13 protein-coding genes and 3 pseudogenes are annotated in these 20,474 nt (G+C 70.8%); 2 read left to right on the forward strand and 14 right to left on the reverse strand.

The window, feature by feature from the left end:
• Positions 1-28: 28 nt before the first annotated feature.
• The 14 genes and pseudogenes from ABWK59_RS00755 to ABWK59_RS00815 all read right to left on the reverse strand — a co-directional run bounded on the left by ABWK59_RS00755 (position 29) and on the right by ABWK59_RS00815 (position 17,625).
• Positions 29-1,450 (reverse strand): hypothetical protein, encoded by a 1,422-nt coding sequence (locus ABWK59_RS00755; protein WP_354637228.1) that lies wholly within the window; start codon positions 1,448-1,450, stop codon positions 29-31.
• A gap of 390 nt (positions 1,451-1,840) precedes the next feature.
• On the reverse strand, positions 1,841-2,515 hold the full coding sequence (locus tag ABWK59_RS00760) for a response regulator (RefSeq protein WP_354637230.1): 675 nt from the start codon (positions 2,513-2,515) through the stop codon (positions 1,841-1,843).
• Positions 2,512-5,088 carry a sensor histidine kinase KdpD gene (locus tag ABWK59_RS00765; protein WP_354637232.1) on the reverse strand — a complete coding sequence of 859 codons (2,577 nt, stop codon included), beginning with the start codon at positions 5,086-5,088 and terminating at the stop codon, positions 2,512-2,514. Before ABWK59_RS00765 ends, ABWK59_RS00760 begins: the two co-directional genes overlap by 4 nt.
• A gap of 181 nt (positions 5,089-5,269) precedes the next feature.
• Positions 5,270-5,887: a potassium-transporting ATPase subunit KdpC gene (gene kdpC, locus ABWK59_RS00770; RefSeq protein ID WP_354637234.1), complete on the reverse strand. Its 618-nt coding sequence runs from the start codon at positions 5,885-5,887 to the stop codon at positions 5,270-5,272.
• A 17-nt stretch (positions 5,888-5,904) separates the two neighbouring features.
• The gene (gene kdpB / locus ABWK59_RS00775) at positions 5,905-8,010 is read right to left on the reverse strand and encodes a potassium-transporting ATPase subunit KdpB (protein ID WP_354637236.1); all 2,106 of its coding nucleotides are present in this window, start codon (positions 8,008-8,010) and stop codon (positions 5,905-5,907) included.
• Positions 8,010-9,671, reverse strand: a complete 1,662-nt coding sequence (gene kdpA, locus ABWK59_RS00780) for a potassium-transporting ATPase subunit KdpA (protein WP_354637238.1) — start codon at positions 9,669-9,671, stop codon at positions 8,010-8,012. The genes kdpB and kdpA overlap by 1 nt, the downstream gene beginning before the upstream one ends.
• 2 nt (positions 9,672-9,673) lie before the next feature.
• A complete protein-coding gene (kdpF, locus tag ABWK59_RS00785; RefSeq protein ID WP_097237446.1) occupies positions 9,674-9,763 on the reverse strand; it encodes a K(+)-transporting ATPase subunit F in 90 nt (29 codons plus the stop codon).
• Positions 9,764-10,100: 337 nt separating this feature from the next.
• A complete protein-coding gene (locus tag ABWK59_RS00790; RefSeq protein WP_420492717.1) occupies positions 10,101-12,134 on the reverse strand; it encodes an APC family permease in 2,034 nt (677 codons plus the stop codon).
• 221 nt (positions 12,135-12,355) lie between these two features.
• Positions 12,356-13,449, reverse strand: a pseudogene (locus ABWK59_RS00795) (hypothetical protein).
• Positions 13,450-13,687: 238 nt separating this feature from the next.
• Positions 13,688-13,762, reverse strand: a complete 75-nt coding sequence (locus ABWK59_RS36560; RefSeq protein WP_420492898.1) for a 50S ribosomal protein bL37 — start codon at positions 13,760-13,762, stop codon at positions 13,688-13,690.
• Positions 13,763-13,790: 28 nt separating this feature from the next.
• Positions 13,791-14,609, reverse strand: coding sequence for an SDR family NAD(P)-dependent oxidoreductase (locus ABWK59_RS00800; protein WP_354637240.1), 819 nt, complete (start codon positions 14,607-14,609; stop codon positions 13,791-13,793).
• A 364-nt stretch (positions 14,610-14,973) separates the two neighbouring features.
• Entirely contained in the window at positions 14,974-15,333 is a 360-nt protein-coding gene (locus ABWK59_RS00805; protein ID WP_354637242.1) for a hypothetical protein, read from the reverse strand.
• A 306-nt stretch (positions 15,334-15,639) separates the two neighbouring features.
• A pseudogene (locus ABWK59_RS00810) lies at positions 15,640-15,864 on the reverse strand (potassium-transporting ATPase subunit B); the annotation flags it as partial.
• 213 nt (positions 15,865-16,077) lie between these two features.
• Positions 16,078-17,625 (reverse strand): Na+/H+ antiporter, encoded by a 1,548-nt coding sequence (locus ABWK59_RS00815; protein ID WP_354637244.1) that lies wholly within the window; start codon positions 17,623-17,625, stop codon positions 16,078-16,080.
• A 267-nt stretch (positions 17,626-17,892) separates the two neighbouring features.
• Here ABWK59_RS00815 and ABWK59_RS00820 point away from each other — a divergent pair, with 267 nt between their 5' ends.
• Both ABWK59_RS00820 and ABWK59_RS00830 read left to right on the forward strand, forming a co-directional pair.
• Positions 17,893-19,029 carry a universal stress protein gene (locus ABWK59_RS00820; protein WP_354637246.1) on the forward strand — a complete coding sequence of 379 codons (1,137 nt, stop codon included), beginning with the start codon at positions 17,893-17,895 and terminating at the stop codon, positions 19,027-19,029.
• 193 nt (positions 19,030-19,222) lie between these two features.
• Positions 19,223-20,400 (forward strand): annotated as a pseudogene (locus tag ABWK59_RS00830) (IS3 family transposase).
• Positions 20,401-20,474: the final 74 nt, after the last annotated feature.

The raw sequence follows: 20,474 nt of genomic DNA on the forward strand, positions 1-20,474 counted from the left end.
GGCGAGTGCGCCGGTGGTCGCGGCGGGGTCAGCGGTACTCGCGCAGACGGGGACGGACGCCGAGGAGGGTCAGGGCGAGTACCGCGGCGAGGACGAGTGCGCCGGTGGTCGCGGTGGTGGCGCCCAGGTCGGCGTCGGTGTCGGCGACGGCCTGCTCGAAGGCGTGCTGGTTGATGGCGAGGACGTCGTCGAGGGCCGCGGTGAGGGCTGCGAAGTCGGCGTTGGACTGGCCGGCGGCGAGGCCGGTGTTGAAGGTGACGGCGTCCTTGAGGCGTCCCCGGTGGAGCAGGGCCCGCATGGCACGGTCGTCGCGCTGGTACTGCTGGTAGGCGGTGAGGAGCCGCTCGGCGGCGTCCTGCTCGCCGCCGAAGGTGATGTTGCCGAGCTCGGTACCGAGGTAGCCGGCGAACGGGACCTGGGTGCGGTCGGCGCGGTGCCGCTCGGCCGCCTTCGCCAGCCGGTCGTCGTAGGTGGTGAGCGTGGCACCGTCGAGGCGCGCGAAGGTCTGGGACTTGTCAAGGAAGCTCTGCTCGTACGCGGCGGCGCGGGCTGGGTCGGTGAGGTACCGGCTCTCGTCGGCGTTCATGTCGTAGGCGACGGCGCGGGCCCGGTTGAGCGCGATGACCGAGTCGTAGGCGTTGGACTTGGCGACGGTCAACTGATCCGCGGCGTGCGAGGCGAGTGTCAAGCCCGCGATCAGGCCGGCGGCCACGAGCAGGGTGGCGGCCGCGAGTGGCAGGTTGAGCAGGCGACGGAAGCGCAGGGTCAGGGTGCGCTGCAGCACGGCCAGGACAGCCAGGGCGAGCAGCCCGGTAGCGAGGATCCACCATCGGCCGTCGGCGAGCGCGTCGCGCCGCTCGGTGTGGGTGGCTTCGACGGTGGCGACGTTGGCGGCGGTGACCTGGTCGGCGGCGGGCAGCAGTTGCTGCCGCAGCAGGTCGGTGGCCTGCCGATAGGCGTCCAGCGCCTCCGCCGAGGGCTTTCCGGCCGGAGCGTGGGACTGTTCCGTCAGGAGCTGGGAGCGCGCCACCAGCGCCTCGTAGTGGCCGAGTTCACCGAGCACGGTCTGGACCGCCCGCTGCCCGGCCGGGTCGGCGGCGGTGGCTTCGGCGGCGCGCTGGAGGTCGGTGTCGGCCTGGGCGCGGCGCTGCTCGTAGGTTTCCAGGGTCTGCCGCCGCAGTGCCGTGTAGTCGGGGTCGGCGCCGAGCAGTAGCAGGTTGGCGGCCTGGGCGTCCATGTCGTTGAGCGCGAAGTACAGGTCGGCGGCCCGGGCGGCCTGGGGGCCGGAGCGGTGACCGATGGTGTCGGTACCGTCTCTCGCACCCGTCAGGACGGTGGCGGTGGTGGCGGCGAAGGCCAGCACGGTGGTGAGCGCGAGTGCGGTCAGCGTCCGGACCAGGCGCGGGGTGTTCCACCAGGCGCGGGTGAGGTGGGGCGGACGGCGCCGCACCGGGCCCGGGCGTGAGGTGCTCGCGTCCAGGCCTGTTGCCTGCGCTCCCCCCGCTTCCCAGGTGCGGGGGACGCGGGCCCCGGGTGCCGGGCCGGCCGTACCTCGGTTCGCCACCCCCGGCGAACCGCCTGTCTTTCCCGGTACGGCTGTTGTGCCCGATGTACCCGCTGTCATGGCCGCGCGTCCCCCTCCCCTTTTCACCTGGCCGCCGGTGGTTGATCGGTGAAGGTCTCCACCGGCGTGAAAGCGGTCCGTCTTCCCCCACGAAGTCGGAGCCGTTTCCTCGCAGCTGACGCTATGCCCGGGCCGGGGGAGAGCCCCGCCGTCCTAACGTTTCCTTTGCGCCGCGCGAAGGGGTCTTGACGGCACGTTGACGGGCCCGCTGGACCGTCACGGTTCGAAGCGGTAGCCGATGCCGGGTTCGGTGATCAGGTGACGGGGGCGGGTGGGGTCGGGTTCAAGCTTGCGCCGCAGGCCGGCGAGGTAGACCCGCAGATAGTTGCCGTGGCTCTCCGCGTCCGGGCCCCAGACCTCGCGCAGCATCTGCTTGCCGGGCACCAGACGGCCCGGGCTGGCCAGCAACAGCCGCATGATCTTCCATTCGGTGGGTGTGAGCCGGACCGGGCCGCCCGGGCCGGTGACGACGGCGGCGGCGAGGTCAACGGTGTGGTCGCCGACCGTGAACTGCGGCACGGCGGGCTCTCCCACGGGCCGGCGCATGACGGCCCGCAGGCGGGCGAGCAGTTCGTCCATGACGAAAGGCTTGGTCAGGTAGTCGTCGGCGCCCGCGTCCAGGGCCTGCACCTTCTCGTGGGCGTCGGTACGGCCGGAAAGGACGATGATGGGCACGGCGCTCCAGGCACGCAGCCCGCGGATGATGTCCATGCCGTCGAAGTCGGGCAGGCCGAGATCGAGCAGCACCGCGTCCGGCGGCGTGCGGCCGGCCACTTCCAGGGCCTCGGCCCCGGTTGCTGCTGTGAGCACCGAATAGCGACGGGCGTGCAGGTTGATCTTCAGCGCGCGCAGCATCTGCGGTTCGTCGTCCACGACCAGAATCTGCGTCACTCTCCCGGCCCGTTCTTGTCCGCCGCCAGGTCGTCCACGTTCATGTCGGCGTCGGACAGTTCGGCCGCTGGCAGGGTGAGCAGCATCGTCGTGCCGCCGCCCGGGGTGTCCTCCACCTCCAGGGAGCCGCCCATCGCCTCGGCGAGGCCGCGCGAGAGGGCGAGACCGAGGCCGACGCCGGTGGTGTTGTCGGTGTCGCCGAGGCGCTGGAACGGCAGGAAGACCCGATCGCGGTCGCCTGGCGGGATCCCCGGGCCGCGGTCGATCACCCGGATCTCGACCCGGTCGAGGTGGTGGCTGGCGGCGACCAGGACGGGCGCGCCGGGTGCGTTGTACCGAAGCGCGTTGGTGATGACGTTGGCCAGGACCCGCTCCAGCAGCGGCGGGTCGGCGAGCACGGGCGGTGCGGTGTCGAGGTCGAGCGGCTGGACGGGCGCGTAGGCGTCGAGCAGGGAGTCCAGGGCGCGGGGCAGCACCTCGTCCAGGTGTGTCGGCTCCAGGTGGAGGGTGAGGGCGCCGGCCTGGAGGCGGCTCATGTCGAGCAGGTTGTCGACCAGCCGGGTGAGCTTGACCAGCGACTCGTCCGCGGTGGCGAGGAGTTCGGCCTGGTCCTCGGGCGAGAACTCGACGTCGGGGCTGCGCAGCGAGCCGACCGAGGCGAGGGCGACGGCGAGCGGGGTGCGCAGGTCGTGGCTGACGGCGGCGAGGAGCGCGGTGCGCATCCGGTCCGCGGCCTTGATCGGCTCGACCTCGGCGGCGGCGGTGGCGAGCCGGTCGCGTTCCAGGGCGGAGGCGATGTGGGCGGCGAAGGCGGTGAGCACGCGCTGGTCGGCGGCGGGTAGGCGGCGCCCGGCCAGGACGAGCAGCCCGCCCGCCCCGACCGGCAGTTCGGTGACCGTGCGGTCCGGGGCCGGGTCACCCTCCGCGTCACTGCGGCCCAGTGCCTCACCGCTCACGCGGTCGAGCAGGGCGACCGAGTCCAGTGCGAAGGCGGTGCGGGTCTTGTCCAGCAGTGCGGGCAGCGCGTCCGCGCCTCGCAGGACGCTTCCGGCCAGCGTGGACAGTGTCTCGGCCTCGGCGGTCGCGCGGGCGGCCCGCTGGGTGAGCCGGGCGGCGTGGTCGACCACCGTGGAGACCGTCAGCGCGACCACCGCGAACACCAGCAGCGCGATGACGTTGTTGGGTTCGCCGATGGTGAAGGTGTGAACCGGAGGGATGAAGTAGAAGTTGAGCAGGAGCGAGGCGACGAGCGACGCCAGCAGGGCGGAGGTCGCCCCGCCGAGCAACGCCACGCCGACGACGCCCAGTTGGAAGATCAGCGCGTCCGTCGTCAGGTTGACCTGGCTGTGGAACTGGGAGAGCACCGCCGTCAGGACCGCGGGTACCGCGATGCCGGCGAGGATTCCCGCGACGGTGCGCCGCCGGGAGTGGCGCCGTCCGAGTGAGGGCAGCCGGCCGCGGCCGGTGAACTCGTGGGTGACCATGTGGACGTCGATGTCCTCGGAGCCGTCCACGGTGGTCTGTCCGGTGCCGGGTCCGGTCAGGAAGCGGTTCAGCCGCCCCCGGCGGCTCGTGCCCAGCACCAGCTGGGTGGCGTGGTGCGCCCGGGCGAACGCCAGCAGCGCGGTCGGAATGTCGTCGCCGACCACCACGTGGTAGCTGCCGCCGAGGGTCTCCACCAGCTGCCGCTGTTCGGCGAGGGCGCCCGGGGAGGCGCCCGCGAGACCGTCGCTGCGGCTGATGTGCACGGCGAGCAGTTCGCCGCCGGCCGTGCGGTCGGCGATGCGGGCGGCCCGGCGGACCAGGGTCTCGCCCTCGGGCCCGCCGGTGAGGGCGACCACGACGCGTTCGCGGGTCTCCCAGACCCGGTCGATGTTGTGGGTGGCCCGGTAGTCGCGCAAGCCCTCGTCGACCCGTCCGGCGACCCAGAGCAGGGCGAGTTCACGCAGTGCGGTGAGGTTGCCGACGCGGAAGTAGTTGGAGAGCGCGGCGTCCACCTTCTCCGCCTTGTAGACGTTGCCGTGGGCCATCCGGCGGCGCAGGGCCTGGGGGGCCATGTCGACCAGTTCGATCTGGTCCGCGCGGCGGACGACCTCGTCGGGGACGGTCTCACGCTGCGGGATGCCGGTGATCTTCTGGACCACGTCGTTGAGCGACTCGAGGTGCTGGACGTTGACCGTGGTGATGACATCGATGCCGGCGGCGAGCAGTTCCTCGATGTCCTGCCAGCGCTTGGCGTTGCGCCCGCCGGGGATGTTGGTGTGCGCAAGCTCGTCCACCAGGGCGACCTGCGGGCGGCGGGCGAGGACCGCGTCGAGGTCCATCTCCTGGAAGTCGCTGCCCCGATAGGTCCGGGTCAGGCGCGGTACCGTCTCCAGGCCCTGCAGCATGTTCTCGGTGTGCCGTCGGCTGTGGCACTCGATGTACCCGACGACCACGTCCGCGCCCCGGTCGAGCCGTCTGTGCGCCTCGTCGAGCATCCGGTAGGTCTTTCCGACGCCGGGGGCCGAACCGAGGTAGACCCTCAACTGCCCGCGGCGCGTGGTGGTGCCGGGGGTGAGGTCACGGGACATGGGCGCTGCTCTTTCCGTACGAAAGCGGCCGGGGAGGGGGCTGTCAGCGACAGCATCTGCGCGGATTCCGTTGTTCCGCTGGGCGGGTGCCGGCTGTGGTCCGAACGTGGCAGGCCGACCCGGGCGCGGGATCCACTTCCCTCGCCCGGGTCGGCCTGTCACCAGCCGGTCGTCTGCGGCATCACTTCTGCTCGCTGATCGCCTTGTTCAGCAGGACGACGTTGACGCCGTCCTGGCCGAGGAAGCCGAGCGGGCGGCCTTCGGTGTACTTGTCGATCAGCTGGTTCAGCGTGTCGGTGGACAGGCCGCGGGCCTTGGCGACCCGGCCCACCTGTTCCTTCGCGTAGGCGACGGAGATGTGCGGGTCGAGGCCGGAGCCGGAGGCGGTGACCGCGTCCACCGGGACGCTCGCCGGATCGACGCCGTCGAAGGCGGCGATAGCGGCGCGGCGGTCCTGAATCGTCTGGGTCAGCTTCTCGTCGTTGGGACCGAGGTTGGAGGCGCCGGAGGCCGTGGGGTCGTACGAGCCGGCGGAGAAGCGCGGTTGGAAGAACTTCGGGTCCGGCTGGGCCTCCTCGTCGGCGTTGTTCGGGTCCTTCTTCGGGAGGTTGTAGTTCTGGCCGAGGAGGCTGGAGCCGATCTCCTTGCCGTCGGACTTCACGATCGAGCCGTTGGCCTTGTCGGCGAAGGCGACCTGGCTGATGCCGGTGACCAGCAGTGGGTAGGCGATGCCGAGGATCACGGTCATCACCAGCAGCATCCGCAGCGCGGTGAGGTGGGTGCGCAGGAAAGTGGGCATGGGGGTTCTGGCCTCTCTCAGCTCAGGCCGGGGATGAACTGGACGATCAGGTCAATCGCCTTGATGCCGACGAACGGCACGATCAGGCCGCCGATCCCGTAGATCCCTATGTTCCGGGCCAGTAGTGAACTCGCTTCGGAGGGACGGTACTTGACGCCGCGCAGGGCGAGCGGGATCAGGCCGATGATGACCAGGGCGTTGAAGATGATCGCCGAGGTGATCGCGGAGGTCGGGCTGTGCAGGCCCATGATGTTGAGGTGCCGCAGGCCGGGATACACACCTGCGAACATCGCGGGGATGATCGCGAAGTACTTGGCGACGTCGTTGGCGATGGAGAAGGTGGTCAGCGCGCCGCGGGTGATCAGGAGCTGCTTGCCGATCTCGACGATCTCGATCAGCTTGGTGGGGTTGGAGTCCAGGTCCACCATGTTGCCGGCCTCCTTGGCCGCCATGGTGCCGGTGTTCATCGCCACACCCACGTCGGCCTGGGCGAGGGCCGGGGCGTCGTTGGTGCCGTCGCCGGTCATGGCGACCAGCTTCCCGCCCTCCTGCTCCTTCTTGATCAGGGCCATCTTGTCCTCGGGGGTGGCCTCGGCGAGGAAGTCGTCCACGCCGGCCTCCTCCGCGATCGCCTTGGCGGTCAGCGGGTTGTCGCCCGTGATCATGACGGTCTTGATGCCCATCCGGCGCAGCTCGTCGAACCGCTCCCGCATGCCTTCCTTGACGACGTCCTTGAGGTGGATGACGCCGAGCACCCGGGCGGAGGCCGAGCCGATCTTCGCGGCCACCACCAGCGGGGTGCCGCCGGCGGCGGAGATGCCGTCCACCAGGGTGGAGACCTCGTCGCTCACCGTACCGCCGTTGCCGGTCACCCAGTTGGAGACCGCACCGGCCGCGCCCTTGCGGACCTGGTGGACGCCGTCGGCCTCGTCCAGGTCGACGCCGGACATCCGGGTCTGCGCGGTGAACGGGACCCAGGTGGCGTGGGTCAACTCGCCCTGGGCGCGGGCCCGCAGGCCGTACGCGGTCTTGGCCAGGACGACGATGGAACGACCCTCGGGGGTCTCGTCCGCCAGCGAGGACAGCTGCGCCGCGTCGGCCAGCTCCTCGACGGTGGCACCGTTCGCAGGCAGGAACTCGGCGGCCTGGCGGTTGCCGAGGGTGATGGTGCCGGTCTTGTCGAGCAGCAGGGTGTTGACGTCACCGGCGGCCTCGACCGCCCGGCCGGACATCGCCAGGACGTTGCGCTGCACGAGGCGGTCCATACCCGCGATGCCGATCGCGGAGAGCAGCGCACCGATCGTCGTGGGGATCAGTGCCACGATCAGCGCGACCAGCACGATCATCGACTGCGGGGCGCCCGCGTACGTCGCCATCGGCTGCAGGGTCACGACCGCGATCAGGAAGACGATCGTCAGCGAGGCGAGCAGGATGTTGAGGGCGATCTCGTTCGGGGTCTTCTGCCGGGCGGCGCCCTCGACCAGGGCGATCATCCGGTCGATGAAGGACTTGCCGGGCTCCGAGGCGATCTTCACCACGATCCGGTCGGACAGCACCTTGGTGCCTCCGGTCACGGCCGAGCGGTCACCGCCCGACTCGCGGATCACCGGCGCGGACTCGCCGGTGATCGCCGACTCGTCCACCGAGGCGACACCCTCGACGACGTCGCCGTCCCCGGGGATGGTCTGACCGGCCTCCACGACGACGTGGTCGCCGAGCCGCAGCGCGGTGCCGGGGACCTCCTCCTCGGCCTGGGAGGCGGGCCAGTCGACCAGCCGGCGGGCCACCGACTCGGTCTTCGTCTTGCGCAGGGTGTCGGCCTGGGCCTTGCCGCGGCCCTCGGCCACGGCCTCGGCCAGATTGGCGAAGATCGTGGTCAGCCAGAGCCAGACGGTGATCGCCCAGGCGAAGACCGACGGGTCGGCGATCGCGGAGATCGTGGTGACGACCGAGCCGACCTCGACCACGAACATGACCGGGTTCTTGACCATGACGCGCGGGTCGAGCTTCTTCACTGCGTCCGGCAGGGACTTGGCGATCAGCTTCGGGTCGAGCAGACCGGCCGAGACTCTGTGCGGTGCCTGGCCGCCTTCGACCGGTGCGGGGGTAAGGGTGGTGGACATCAGTGGAGACCTTCCGCGATCGGCCCGAGTGCGAGAGCCGGGAAGTAGGTGAGGCCGACGACGATCAGGACGACGCCCGACAGCAGGCCGACGAACAGCGGCTTGTGGGTGGGCAGCGTGCCCGCGCTCGCGGGAACCGGCTGCTGCTGGGCGAGCGAACCCGCCAGCGCCAGGACGAACACCATCGGCAGGAACCGGCCGAAGACCATGCACAGGCCGAGCGCCGTGTCATACCACGGCGTGTTCACCGTGATGCCCGCGAACGCCGAACCGTTGTTGTTGCTCGCGGAGGTGAAGGCGTACAGCACCTCGGAGAAGCCGTGCGCACCGGAGTTGAGCATCCCGGCGCGCTCGCCCGGCAGCGCCATCGCGATACCGGTGCCGATGAGCACCAGGGCGGGGGTGGTGAGGATGTAGAGCGAGGCGAACTTCATCTCCCGGCCGCCGAGCTTCTTGCCCAGGTACTCCGGGGTGCGGCCGACCATCAGGCCCGCCACGAAGACCGCGACGATCGCGAGGATCAGCATGCCGTAGAGGCCGGAGCCGGTGCCGCCGGGTGCGATCTCGCCGAGCATCATGTTGAAGATCGTGATGCCGCCGCCGAAGGCGGAGTACGAGTCGTGGAAGGAGTCCACCGCACCGGTCGAGGTCAGTGTCGTCGACGCGGCGAACAGGGAGCTGGCCGCGATGCCGAAGCGCTGTTCCTTGCCCTCCATCGCGCCGCCGGCCGCCTGCATCGCGGTGCCCGCGTGCTGGTGCTCGGAGAAGGTGATCAGCGCGGCCGAGGCGACCCAGAACAGCGCCATGACGGCGACGATCGCGTAGCCCTGGCGGTTGTCGCCGACCATCTTGCCGAAGGTGCGCGGCAGCGAGAAGGAGATCACCAGCAGCAGGAAGATCTCCAGCCAGTTGGTGAAGCCGTTCGGGTTCTCGAAGGGGTGGGCCGAGTTGGCGTTGAAGAAGCCACCGCCGTTGGTGCCCAGCTCCTTGATGACCTCCTGGGAGGCCACCGGGCCGCCCGGTATCGACTGGGTGTCGCCGCCGAGGGTGGCGAGGTCGTGGAAGCCGTGGAAGTTCTGGATCACACCGTTGGCGACCAGCACCAGCGCGAAGACGATCGAGAGCGGCAGCAGCAGGCGCAGCACGATGCGCGTGAGGTCGACCCAGAAGTTGCCGACCCGGTCGGTGCGGTTGCGGGTGAACCCGCGGATCAGCGCGGCGACGATGGCGATGCCGACGGCCGCGGAGACGAAGTTCTGCACCGCCAGGCCGGCCATCTGCACCAGGTGGCCGAGCGCCGACTCACCGGAGTAGGACTGCCAGTTGGTGTTGGTGGTGAAGGAGATCGCGGTGTTCCACGCCTGGTGCGGAGCCATCTCCGGCATCCCCAGCGACAGGAACAGGTGCGTCTGGAGGCGGATCAGCCCGTACAGGAAGAGGATCGACAGCGCGGAGAAGGCCAGCACCGAGCGCAGGTAGACGGGCCAGCGCTGGTCGGCGTCAGCGTCGACGCCGACCAGTCTGTACAGGCCGCGTTCGATTCTCAGGTGCTTGGCGGAGGTGAGCAGGTGGGCGATGTAGTCGCCCAGGGGGCGGTAGCAGAGAGCCAGCGCGCCGACCAGGGCGAGGGCCTGCAGCCACCCGGCGAGAGTGGAGCTCATGATCAGAACTTCTCCGGGTAGATCAGCGCGACGACGAGGTAGCCGACGAGTGCGACGGCGACGATGAGACCTGCGATGTTCTCGGCGCTCACAGCTTCTCGACCCCCTTCGCGATGAGGGCGATGACGGCGAACACGGCGACCGTGACACCGACGAAGACGAGATCGAGCATGGGTGCTCCACCAACTGGTCGAAGGGGGCTGTCACCGCCGGAGATCCCCGGACGCTCCGGGCGGGGCCGGTGAAGGACCGGCGAGAGCAGCAAACCAGCCGGTCAGCGCCGTTCCCGGTTTCCTGACGCCCTCCATACGGGTGAACCACCAACATTGACGCCGCCTTGACGCCCGCGTCATTCGGCCGAGACCGAGGCTTGGCCGAAACGTGCCGACGCCCCGGGCAGTGGCGCTGTCCGGGGCATCGGGAACGGGGTCAGATCTTCTGCGGCTCGGGCACGTCCTTGACGGGCGCGGGCTCGCCCCGGCGCACGGCGCCGGGGGCGCGGCGGGCCGGCCGGTCGGCACGCGGCGCGGAGGCCAGCTGCCACGGCACGCTGATCACCATCACGCCGGGGGTGAACAGCAGCCGGGACTTCAGCCACAGCGCGGACTGGTTGTGCAGCAGGTGCTCCCACCAGTGGCCGACCACGTACTCGGGGATGAACACCGCGACCGCCTCGCGCGGGCTGGTGCGCCGGTACTCGCGGACGTAGTTCACGACCGGCTTGGTGATCTCGCGGTACGGCGAGTCCAGCACCTTCAGCGGGACCTGGATCTCGTAGGAGTCCCACTGCGCCTTGAGCTCGTCGGTGGCTTCCTTCTCCACCGCGACGGTGACCGCCTCCAGGGTGTCGGGGCGGAACGCCTGGGCGTAGCCCAGGGCGCGCAGGGTGGCCTTGTGCAGCTTGGAGACCAGCACCACGCCGTGCACCTTCGAGGGTTTTGCCGACTCCTCGCGTGGGTCCTCGATCGCCAGCTCGCTGGACACCGCGTCGTAGTGGCGGCGGATGCCGCGCATCATCAGCCACAGCAGGACGGCGGCGACCACGGCCAGCCAGGCGCCCTGGGTGAACTTGGTGATCAGCACGATCACCAGCACCAGCGCGGTGGTGACCGCGCCCAGCCCGTTGATGACCCGGGAGCGCTGGGCGGCGCCGCGCACGGCCGGGTCGGTCTCGGTGGCGAGCGCCCGGTTCCAGTGCCGGACCATGCCGATCTGGGACAGGGTGAAGGAGGTGAAGACGCCCAGGATATACAGGTGGATCAGGCTGGTGACGTCCGCCTGGTAGAACCACAGCAGGCCGCCGGCCACCACGGCCAGCGCGATGATGCCGTTGGAGAAGGCCAGCCGGTCGCCGCGGGTGTGCATCTGCCGCGGCAGGTAGCGGTGCTCGGCGAGGATCGAGGCGAGCAGCGGGAAGCCGTTGAAGGCGGTGTTCGCGGCCAGGATCAGGACCAGCGCGGTGACCGCCTGGATGAAGTAGAACAGTATGCTGTTGTCGCCGCCGAGGAAGGTCGAGGCGAGCTGGGCGATCACGGTCTGCTGGGTGTAGCTGTTGCAGTCGCCGGTGATGCCGGTCAGCTGGCAGGCGTTCTCGACGTAGTGGACGTGCGAGGTCATCGCCAGCACGGTGACACCGACGAACATCACCACGGCGGTGATGCCCATGACGGCCATGGTGGTCGCGGCGTTCTTCGCCTTCGGCGTGCGGAAGGCCGGCACGCCGTTGGAGATCGCCTCGACGCCGGTCAGCGCGGTGCAGCCGGAGGCGAAGGCTCGCAGGCCGAGAAGCAGCAGGCCGAGGCCGGCCAGGGTGTCCTTGTGGTCCTCCGGGGTGATGCCGAAGGCAGCGGTCGGGGCCTGCGGGTTGTCCCCGAAGACCACCCTGATCAGGCCGGTGACCACCATCAGCAGGATGCCGCCGATGAACAGGTACGTCGGAGCGGCGAACGCCTTCCCGGACTCCCGGACGCCGCGCAGGTTCATCGCCGCCAGCAGGACCACGAAGGCCAGCGCCAGCACGACCCGGTAGTCGGCGAGGCCGTTGAACGCGGAGATGATGTTGTCCACGCCCGAGGCGACCGAGACCGCGACGGTCATCACGTAGTCGACCAGCAGCGAGGCCGCGACCACCAGGCCGGAGTTGGCGCCGAGGTTCTTGGACACCACCTCGTACGAGCCGCCGCCGGACGGGTAGGCGTGCACGACCTGGCGGTAGGACATCACCACGACCGCCATCAGCGCGACGACGGCCGCGGCGATCCACGGCGTCAGGTACAGGAAGGCGGTGCCGCCCACGGTGAGGACGAGCAGGATCTCGCCGGTGGCGTAGGCGACCGAGGACAGCGGGTCGGAAGCGAAGATCGGCAGCGCCAGCCGCTTGGGGAGCAGCGTCTCGCCCAGCTCCTCGCTGCGCATGGCCTGGCCGATCACGAGGCGCTTGAGCGCCTGGGGCACGTTGAACACGTAAGCGAGAGTAGGGGCCGCGAGCGTTAAGACAATCAGCCCGAAAAGCTACCCCCGACGGGCCCCGCCCGTCGCAGGCTGCCGAATTTCCGCAGGTCATGCACCATCCCGCGACCCGAGGCAGGTCCACGCGAGGGCGCTAAGAGCATCCGTTAAGGAATCGTCAATATCAGCCCTCGAACTCCACCACTCGGAGCAATTCGGTCATATCGCCCACCGCACTACCGGGGCACGCGCAACCGCAGCCGGCAGACCACGGCCTCGGTGTCCCGGCGCAGTGCGCGGACGATGACCCCGCCGCGCTGGTTCTGCAGGGCCCGCTGCCAGATCCGGGCCGGCTCCACCTCCGGCACGAGGACGGTGATCCGGTCGTGGCAGCGGTCGGCGGCCAGCCGGTTGACGTAGCCGGCCAGCGGCGTGCCCAGGCGGCGGTGGCTGTCCGGGACCTCGACCAGCGGGACGCCGGGGCGCCACAGCTCCCAGTCGCGGCGCAGGGCCTCCGCGGCGCGGCGGTCCTCCTCGTCGGGTGCGGTGTGGACGACGGTGACGGCCAGCACCTCGTCGCCGGGGGAGGCCGCCGCGCACAGCGCCTCCCGGGTGAGGCGGGTGATCGCGTGGACGGGGACGACGACCAGCGAGCGCTGCGGTGCGACGGGCTCGGGGATCCGTCCGAGCTCCAGGCGTTCGCCGATCCGCCCGTACGCGCGGTGGACCGCCTCGAAGAGCAGGACCAGCAGCGGCAGGGCCAGGCAGATGCCCCAGGCGCCCTCGGTGAACTTGGTGCCCGCCACGACCAGGGAGGCGGTCGGAGGCGACCAGGAGCGCGGCCGAGACCACGGCGAGGAACAGGACGCCGTGCCGGTGGACCTGGCGGTCGGCGCGCAGCGCGAAGACGTGCGGCAGGTGGTTGTCGCGGGCCAGCAGGCGCAGCAGCACGGGCAGGCCGCCGAAGGAGGTGTTGGCGGCCAGCGCCAGCAGGATCACGGTGGCGAACTGCACCAGGTGGGTGCGCCTTGGCGACCGCGTAGGAGCCGCCGCCGTCCGGAAAGGCTGCGATCACCTGGCGGTAGGAGGCGACCAGCACCGCCAGCAGGACCGCGATCGCCACCGTCACCGGCAGCGTGAACCCGAGTCCGTACGAGCCGGCCGCGGCCAGCACCAGCACGATGGCCTCGGGGCCGTACGCCACCGAGGCCATCGCGTCCAGCGACAGGGCGGCCAGCCCGCCGAGTGCGGTCAGCCGGTGCCGTTCGTGGACGGCGGCGGTATCGGGGGGTTCCGTCGTGGACTGCTGCAGTCGGGCGGTGCCGGACATCGTGCTCGGGCCTCCGTGGGATGCGGTGTTCTCCGATCGTCCGGGCTCCCGGCGCGGGTGACCGGGCTGCCATACGGGACGTTGACGCCACGCAGCGGGCCTTTGATGCGACCTTGACGGGGCCCACACCACGGCCCCGGGTGCCGTCGCCGAGCGGCGGGCGGACGGCGGCCCCGGGGCCGTGGTGGTGCGTCACCCGGTGCCGGTGGCACGCGGCACCGGGTGGGTCGAGGGCGGCCTACTGGCCGGGCTTGCGGCCGTGGTTGGCCTTCTTCTTCCGGCGGGTCTTCTTCTTCCGGGCGCGCTTGGACACGCGGGCGCTCCTTTTGAGGGCGGAAGGGTCAGGTGGTGGCGGCGGTCAGCTGGTCGGCGAGCTTGACCAGGCGGCGCTGGGAGCGGTCCTCGTGGACGGCGACCGCGGTCGGGGCGATGTCACCGCCGTCGTAGTACTCGCCGTTGGTGAGCCGGAAGGCCGGCAGGCACAGGCGGACCACGGCGGCCGCGCCTTCGGCCGGCGGGGCGCCGACCCGGCCGTACAGCGGCAGGAGCGCGGTGTCGCACAGGCCCGGGTTGACGCTGACCGCGGTGATGTCCGAACCCTCGGGGGCCATCGCGAGGGTGCCCATGCTCAGTGCCAGCTGCGACTGCGCGTAGGCGGCGACGCGCGAGTACTTCTTGACCCGGTTCGGGTCGTTCCAGTTCATCGCGGCCGTGCGGTGCAGGGACGAGGAGACGTTGACGATCCGTCCGTCAGTGGCGGCGGACAGGGGTCCGCGCAGCAGGCGGGCGAGCAGGTGGGCGGCGAGGAAGTTGACCTGGAAGGAGATCTCGATGCCGTCATCGGTCAGGGTGCACCGCTCGGGCGCCATCACGGCCGCGTTGTTGACCAGCAGGTCGAGCGCCGGGAACGCCCGGGCGACGGTGTCCGCGAGCTGTCCGACCTCGGCCAGGCGGGTGAAATCGGCGGCGAACATGTGCAGCCTCTCGGCGGCGATACCGCGGGTGAGCAGCCGTTCGACGGCGTCCTCGCCCTCGCGGGCGGTACGGGCGTGGACGAGCACTGTGGCGCCGCGCTCGGCGAGGAGCCTGGCGGTGTCCCAGCCGATGCCGGACGAGGCGCCGGTGACCAGGGCGGTGCGGGCGGACAGGACTTCGGGCATGGTTCGGTCCCTGGGTAGGAAGGCACCCGGTGGGCCGCGGGCGTGCGTGAGCGCGACCGGGTGCCGGGTGTGCGGGAAGTGAGCAGCTAAGAGAACGGGCTCGGGCGGAGCGATGTCGGCGCTCGGGCCGGGCACGGCCGCAGGCGGGCCGCTGCTGCCGCCCGCCTGCGGGGCGCGATCGGGCGGGTTGCGGGGAGGCAGTCCCTACCGGATGGCGCAGGTGATGACCGCGGCACAGCCCAGCGCCCGCGGATGCGGCGGGCGGTCGTGGTGACGGGCCGGACGGTTCATGACGTTCATTCAAATCCATGGCGAAGAGCCGGACAAGCCAGGACCGCGGGTCCTGATGGATCCTTGACGACCGTCAACGCCGGCCGCTCGCGACCCTGTCGGGCACGCGGACGGCGTGGATGCGGATCCTCCGCCGGGGAAGCGCTGTGGGAAGCGAGGCCGCGAGGGCCACCGCGGCGAGCGCCAGGAGCCGTAGCGCGTCAATGCGCCCGGCCCAGCCCAGGGCCGCGTAGCGGTGGACGGCGAAGCCGTTGAAGAACAGCCAGCCGGCCAGTCCCACCAGTGGCGTGGCCGCCGGCCGGGACACCGCGCCGATCAGGGTGCAGAGCAGCGCGTAGGCGCCGAAGGCGAACCAGCCCGGGTTCAGCTCCCGTACCCAGCCGAGGGCCGGCGTGACGACGGCGCTCGCGGTCAGCGCGACGGCCAGGGACATGCCGACACCAAGGCGCTGAGCCGCCGGGTGGAACCACCGGCCACCGGGCCGGACGCGGTACATCCTCACCGGTGCTCTCCTCAGCGCTCGATCTCGTTCGGCCAGCACACACCGGGCGATCCGGGCAGGGCGGTCGCAGCCCCGGAGTGTCACCGGAACGGCCGCGCGCCGCTGTGCTGCCCGTCCAGCCAAGCCCGGGCTCTCGACGGTCGGACGCTTGTTGACGGATCCCTGACGCCGCTCGCCGGAATCCCTACGGTTTCTTGACGCCGGACGGGCCGGGCAGGAGAGCAGGGCCCTCTCGAATCAGACCAGGAACTGCACCACCAGCAGGTCGATCAGCTTGATGCCGATGAACGGCAGCACCAGTCCACCGAGGCCAAACACCCGCAGGTTGCGCGCGAGCAGCTGGGAGGCGGAGGCCGGCCGGTAGCGCACACCGCGCAGCGCGAGCGGGATCAGCGCGACGATGATCAGCGCGTTGGAGATGATCGCCGAGGTGATGGCGGAGGTCGGGCTGTGCAGCGCCATACTCGTCGTCTCCCCGGCCGAGCTGCTGGACTGCCTCGAGCTCGTGGCCGGCACCGGACCCCAGCCGCCGAGACCTCGGACCGGTCCCGGGCACCCGGGCACCAGGTTGATGGCCGCCCCGGTCGTCTGACGGCGCCCGCGGTCCGAGCCGGAGCGTGCCTTTCGCCGCGCCCCGGACACGGCCCTTCGGGTACCCGCGCTGTCACACGATGCTCAGGGCGTGCCGAGAGCAGCCTCCTCGCGGTCCAGGTCGTGCTGGAGGCGACGACGGGTGGTGTCGCTGATGCGGTGCTCGTCGTACAGCCGGTGCAGTTCGTTGTTCTGCACGGCGATGACCTCGTGGCGCAGCTGGCGGTAGGCGGCATCGGCGGTGCTGCCGTCCGGCGTCTCGGGGCTGCGGTCGAGGCGGGTGGTCAGGCCGCGCCGGACCCGGTCGATGGCGGTCTCCGGCGTTGTCTCCAGCGTCGCGAGGTGTTCGACGTGGTCGAGGCCCGCGCGATTGAGGGCGTCGCGGGCGTCGTCCTCTTCCCGGGCGGTGTGCTCGGGTTCGAGCGCGAGACCGGAGCGGTTGACCACCGCGGCCAGGGTGAGGCCTTGGACGACCAGGGTGAACACCACAACGGCAGTGGTCAGCACCAGGACCAGCGGCCGCCCGGTGAGCTTGGTGCCGTCGTCGGTGACGAGCGGGATGGACAGGGCGGCGGCCAGCGGCATCACGCCGCGGGTACCGGCCCAGGTCACGACCCCGGCGACCCGCCAGGACAGCCGGCCCCGGGTGGGCTTGACCGCCCGGGTCAGGGGCAGCGTGGAGAGCACCCGCACCGCGATCAGTACGGCCGCGAGTGCCAGTGCCTGGAGCGGCCACCAGCCGGTTCCGGCCGGCAGGTCCCGCACCAGCGTGGGCAGCTCAAGGCCGACGATGCTGAACACGACGCTCTCCAGCAGGAACACCACCACCGCGTACACGGCGTGCAGCTGAAGACGGATGTGCGCGTCGGTGAGCCGGTGGCCGGAGCGCCCCAGCAGCACGCCGGCGACTACCACCGAGGTGACACCGGAGGTGTGGACGGACTCGGCGAGCACGTACGCCGCGTACGGGGTGACCAGGGCGATGACGGTCTCCAGGACCGGGTCGGTGGTGCGGCGGCGCACCAGCCAAACCAGCCCGGCGACGGCTGCGCCGATCAGGCTTCCGCCGCCGCCGAGCAGCAGGAACTCCCCGCCCGCCGCCGGCACGCTGACCGTGGCCCCGACGGCCACCGCGATGCCGATGGCCACCTTGAACAGCACCAGCGAGGTTGCGTCGTTGAACAGGCTCTCCGCCTGCACGAGCACCTGCACCCGGCCGGGCAGCGCCAGCCGGCGCCCGAGGGCGGTCACCGCCACCGGGTCGGTACTCGACAGCACAGCCCCGAGCACGAACGCCATCGCGGGCGGCAACCCGGCGATCGCGACCGCCGCGAAGCCCACGGCGGCAGCGGAGGCGAAGACCAGGCCGAAGGAGAGGATCGTCACCGGCCTCCACACCGTCCGCAGGTCGCGCAGGGACAGTTCCTCGGCGGAGGCGTACAGCAGGGGTGGCAGCACGACCATGGCGATGGCCTGCGGGGGGATGTGCAGTGCGGGGACGCCGGGTATCAGCGCGACCGCGATGCCGGCCAGGACCAGTAGGGAGGGCGCGGGCACGCGCAGGCGTCGGGCGAAGGTGGCGACGACGGTGGCCAGCACCACCAGGACGAGAACGATCCCCACAATGCGCATCGGCGAAAAGACCCCATCCACGACGATCGGGGTCACCGCTGCCCGATCGCTGCGGTCATCCCCCGAGCCGACCAGGCTTCCCGGCACACCTGCGGTCATTTTATCGGGACTTTAGCGAGCACTGGCACAGCATTTTCGGCGACGCGCGGCCGTGGCGCCGCTCCTGCGGTCCGGACGAGGATGGAAGGTGCATATCGGAGAGCTCGGGCACCCCGTCGGCACTCCGGGCGGCGGGTCCGCGAACCGGCCCACTCGGGAGGAGGTGGCATGCCGCGCGGCCGTCTACGGATCTACCTCGGAGCAGCCCCCGGGGTGGGCAAGACGTACGACATGCTCAGTGAGGGGCAGCGCCGCGCAGGGCGGGGCACAGACGTGGTCATCGCGTTCATGGAGGACTACGGGCGGCCTCTGACCCGTCTGATGGCCGATGGGCTGGAGACCGTCCCGCGCAAGACCATGCCCTACCGGGGCACCTCCTTCACCGAAATGGACCTGGCCGCCGTCCTCGCCCGGCATCCCCAGCTGGCCCTGGTCGACGAGCTTGCCCACACCAATGTCCCGGGCTGCCGGAACACCAAGCGTTGGCAGGACGTGCAGGAGCTGCTGGACGCGGGCATCGACGTCATCTCCACCGTGAACATCCAGCACCTGGAGTCCCTCAACGACGTCGTCGAACAGATCACCGGCGTACGGCAGCACGAAACGGTGCCCGACGATGTGGTGCGCAGCGCCGACCAGATCGAGCTGGTCGACATGTCCGCCGAGGCACTGCGCCGCCGGATGGCCCACGGCAACATCTACCCGCCGGAGAAGATCGACGCCGCCCTCGCCCACTTCTTCCGCGCGGGCAACCTCACCGCGCTGCGAGAGATCGCCCTGCTCTGGGCCGCCGACCGGGTCGAGGAAGCCCTGCTGCGCTACCGCAAGGACCACGGCATTCAGCAGCCCTGGGGCGCACGGGAACGCGTGCTGGTCGCCCTGTCCGGCGGCCCGGAGGGCGAAACGCTGATCCGGCGGGCCAAGCGGACCGCCTCGCGCGGCGCGGGCGGAGAGTTCCTGGCCGTCCACGTCGCACGCGACGACGGCCTGGCCGGCCCCTCCGCGCGGCTGCTGGCCCGCCAGCGGACCCTGGCGGAAAGCCTCGGCGGCACCTGGCACACACTCAACGGCGACGACCCGGCCCAGACCGTCCTCGCCTTCGCCCGTGAGGTCGACGCCACCCAGATCGTCATCGGCGCCACCCGGCGCAGCCGCCTCAAGAGCCTGTTCGCCCGCGGCACCGGAGAGGCGATCATCGAGGGTTCCGGCGACGAGATCGACGTCTACGTCGTCACGCACTCCGAAGCCGCCCACGGCCGGCTCCTGCACCGCCGAGCCGGCGACGCGCGCGATGCCAGGTCCTGAGCGAAGACACACCCCTGCGGGACAACCCGCTCCCTGCCACAAGTCAAGGGAGACCTGCAGGTCTCACACGACGTTTCCCATCTGGTGGTCGCACGGTGGTCGCAGCGCCGCCGCACGCTGGGCAGTTGGGCTTGATCCGCTGTGACGGACACCCCTGATCAGGGGCTTCGGCCCCGGAGGGATGATGTCCATCATGGAGAGCGTGGGAAAGAAGAAGCCGCGTCCCAGGCGCTCGTTCACGCCGGAGTTCAAGGCGGAGATCGTTGACCTGTGCCGACGGGGTGACCGGTCGGTGGGTCAGGTCGCGAAGGACTTCGATCTGACCGAGACCGCGGTGCGGGACTGGGTGAAGCAGGCCGAGGTCGACGCCGGCCAGCGGGACGGTCTGACCAGCGACGAGCGCGAGGAGTTGGCCCGGCTGCGGCGGGAGAACCGCCGCCTGCGCGAAGACGTCGAGGTTCTCAAGCGGGCCACGGCTTTCTTCGCGACGGAGACCCGGTGACGGTGCACCCGTTCATCGAGGCGGAGAAGCAGGCAGGTCACAGCGTCAAGCGGGCGTGTGAACTGCTCAGGGTCTCCCGAGCCGCCTTCTACGCCCGTCGCAACGACGAGCCCGGCCCCCGCGCCGTCCGCGACGCCGAGCTGACCGTGAGGATCATCGAGATCCACGCGGACTCGCGGGGAAGCTACGGAGCCCCACGTGTCCACGCCGCCCTCCGGCGGGGCGGCGACCGGTGCGGCCGTCGCCGGATCGCCCGGCTGATGCGTGAGGCAGGGCTGCAGGGCCGTCACCGTCGTCGGCGCCAGCGCACCACGATCCCGGACCCGAACGCCGCCACCCGCCCGGACCTTGTCCTGCGCGACTTCGAGCCCGATCCGGACGCCCTGGATGCGCGCTGGTGCGGTGACATCACCTACATCCCAACGGACGAGGGCTGGCTCTACCTGGCGACCGTCATCGACATCGCCTCCCGCCGTGTCGTCGGCTGGGCAACCGCGGACCACCTACGGACCGAGCTGGTCGCCGATGCCCTGCGGGCCGCCTACCGAACCCGCCGTCCCGCCGGTCCGGTGATCTTTCACTCGGATCGTGGCTGCCAATACACCAGTCGTGAATTCGCTGATCTGGCAACGGAGTTCGGTGTCCGTCTGTCTGTCGGCAGCACCGGGCAGTGCTGGGACAACGCGCTCGCCGAGTCGTTCTTCGCCACTTTGAAGCGCGAGCTGATCGGCGAACGGCCGTGGCCCAGCCGGGTGGCTGCCCGATCGGCGATCTTCGAGTGGATCGAGGGCTGGTACAACATACGCAGGCTGCACAGCACCCTCGGCTACCGCAGTCCCGCCGACTACGAGACCGCCCTCGCAGCCTGACCAACACACCACCGGTGTCCGTCAAAGCGGAGCAAGCTCAAGTGAAGAACCCCCTCGCTCGCCATCTCGAGGTG

This window comes from Kitasatospora sp. HUAS MG31, from assembly GCF_040571325.1.
GTDB lineage: Bacteria > Actinomycetota > Actinomycetes > Streptomycetales > Streptomycetaceae > Kitasatospora > Kitasatospora camelliae.

Bases quoted from the DNA above. Each gene is read 5' to 3' on its own strand.
- ABWK59_RS00765 (WP_354637232.1), bottom strand. From the start codon at position 5,088: ATGTCCCGTGACCTCACCCCCGGCACCACCACGCGCCGCGGGCAGTTG.
- ABWK59_RS00805 (WP_354637242.1), bottom strand. From the start codon at position 15,333: ATGTCCCTGGCCGTCGCGCTGACCGCGAGCGCCGTCGTCACGCCGGCC.
- kdpC (WP_354637234.1), bottom strand. From the start codon at position 5,887: ATGCCCACTTTCCTGCGCACCCACCTCACCGCGCTGCGGATGCTGCTG.
- kdpB (WP_354637236.1), bottom strand. From the start codon at position 8,010: ATGTCCACCACCCTTACCCCCGCACCGGTCGAAGGCGGCCAGGCACCG.
- ABWK59_RS00820 (WP_354637246.1), top strand. From the start codon at position 17,893: ATGCCGCGCGGCCGTCTACGGATCTACCTCGGAGCAGCCCCCGGGGTG.
- ABWK59_RS00815 (WP_354637244.1), bottom strand. From the start codon at position 17,625: ATGCGCATTGTGGGGATCGTTCTCGTCCTGGTGGTGCTGGCCACCGTC.
- kdpA (WP_354637238.1), bottom strand. From the start codon at position 9,671: ATGAGCTCCACTCTCGCCGGGTGGCTGCAGGCCCTCGCCCTGGTCGGC.
- ABWK59_RS00800 (WP_354637240.1), bottom strand. From the start codon at position 14,609: ATGCCCGAAGTCCTGTCCGCCCGCACCGCCCTGGTCACCGGCGCCTCG.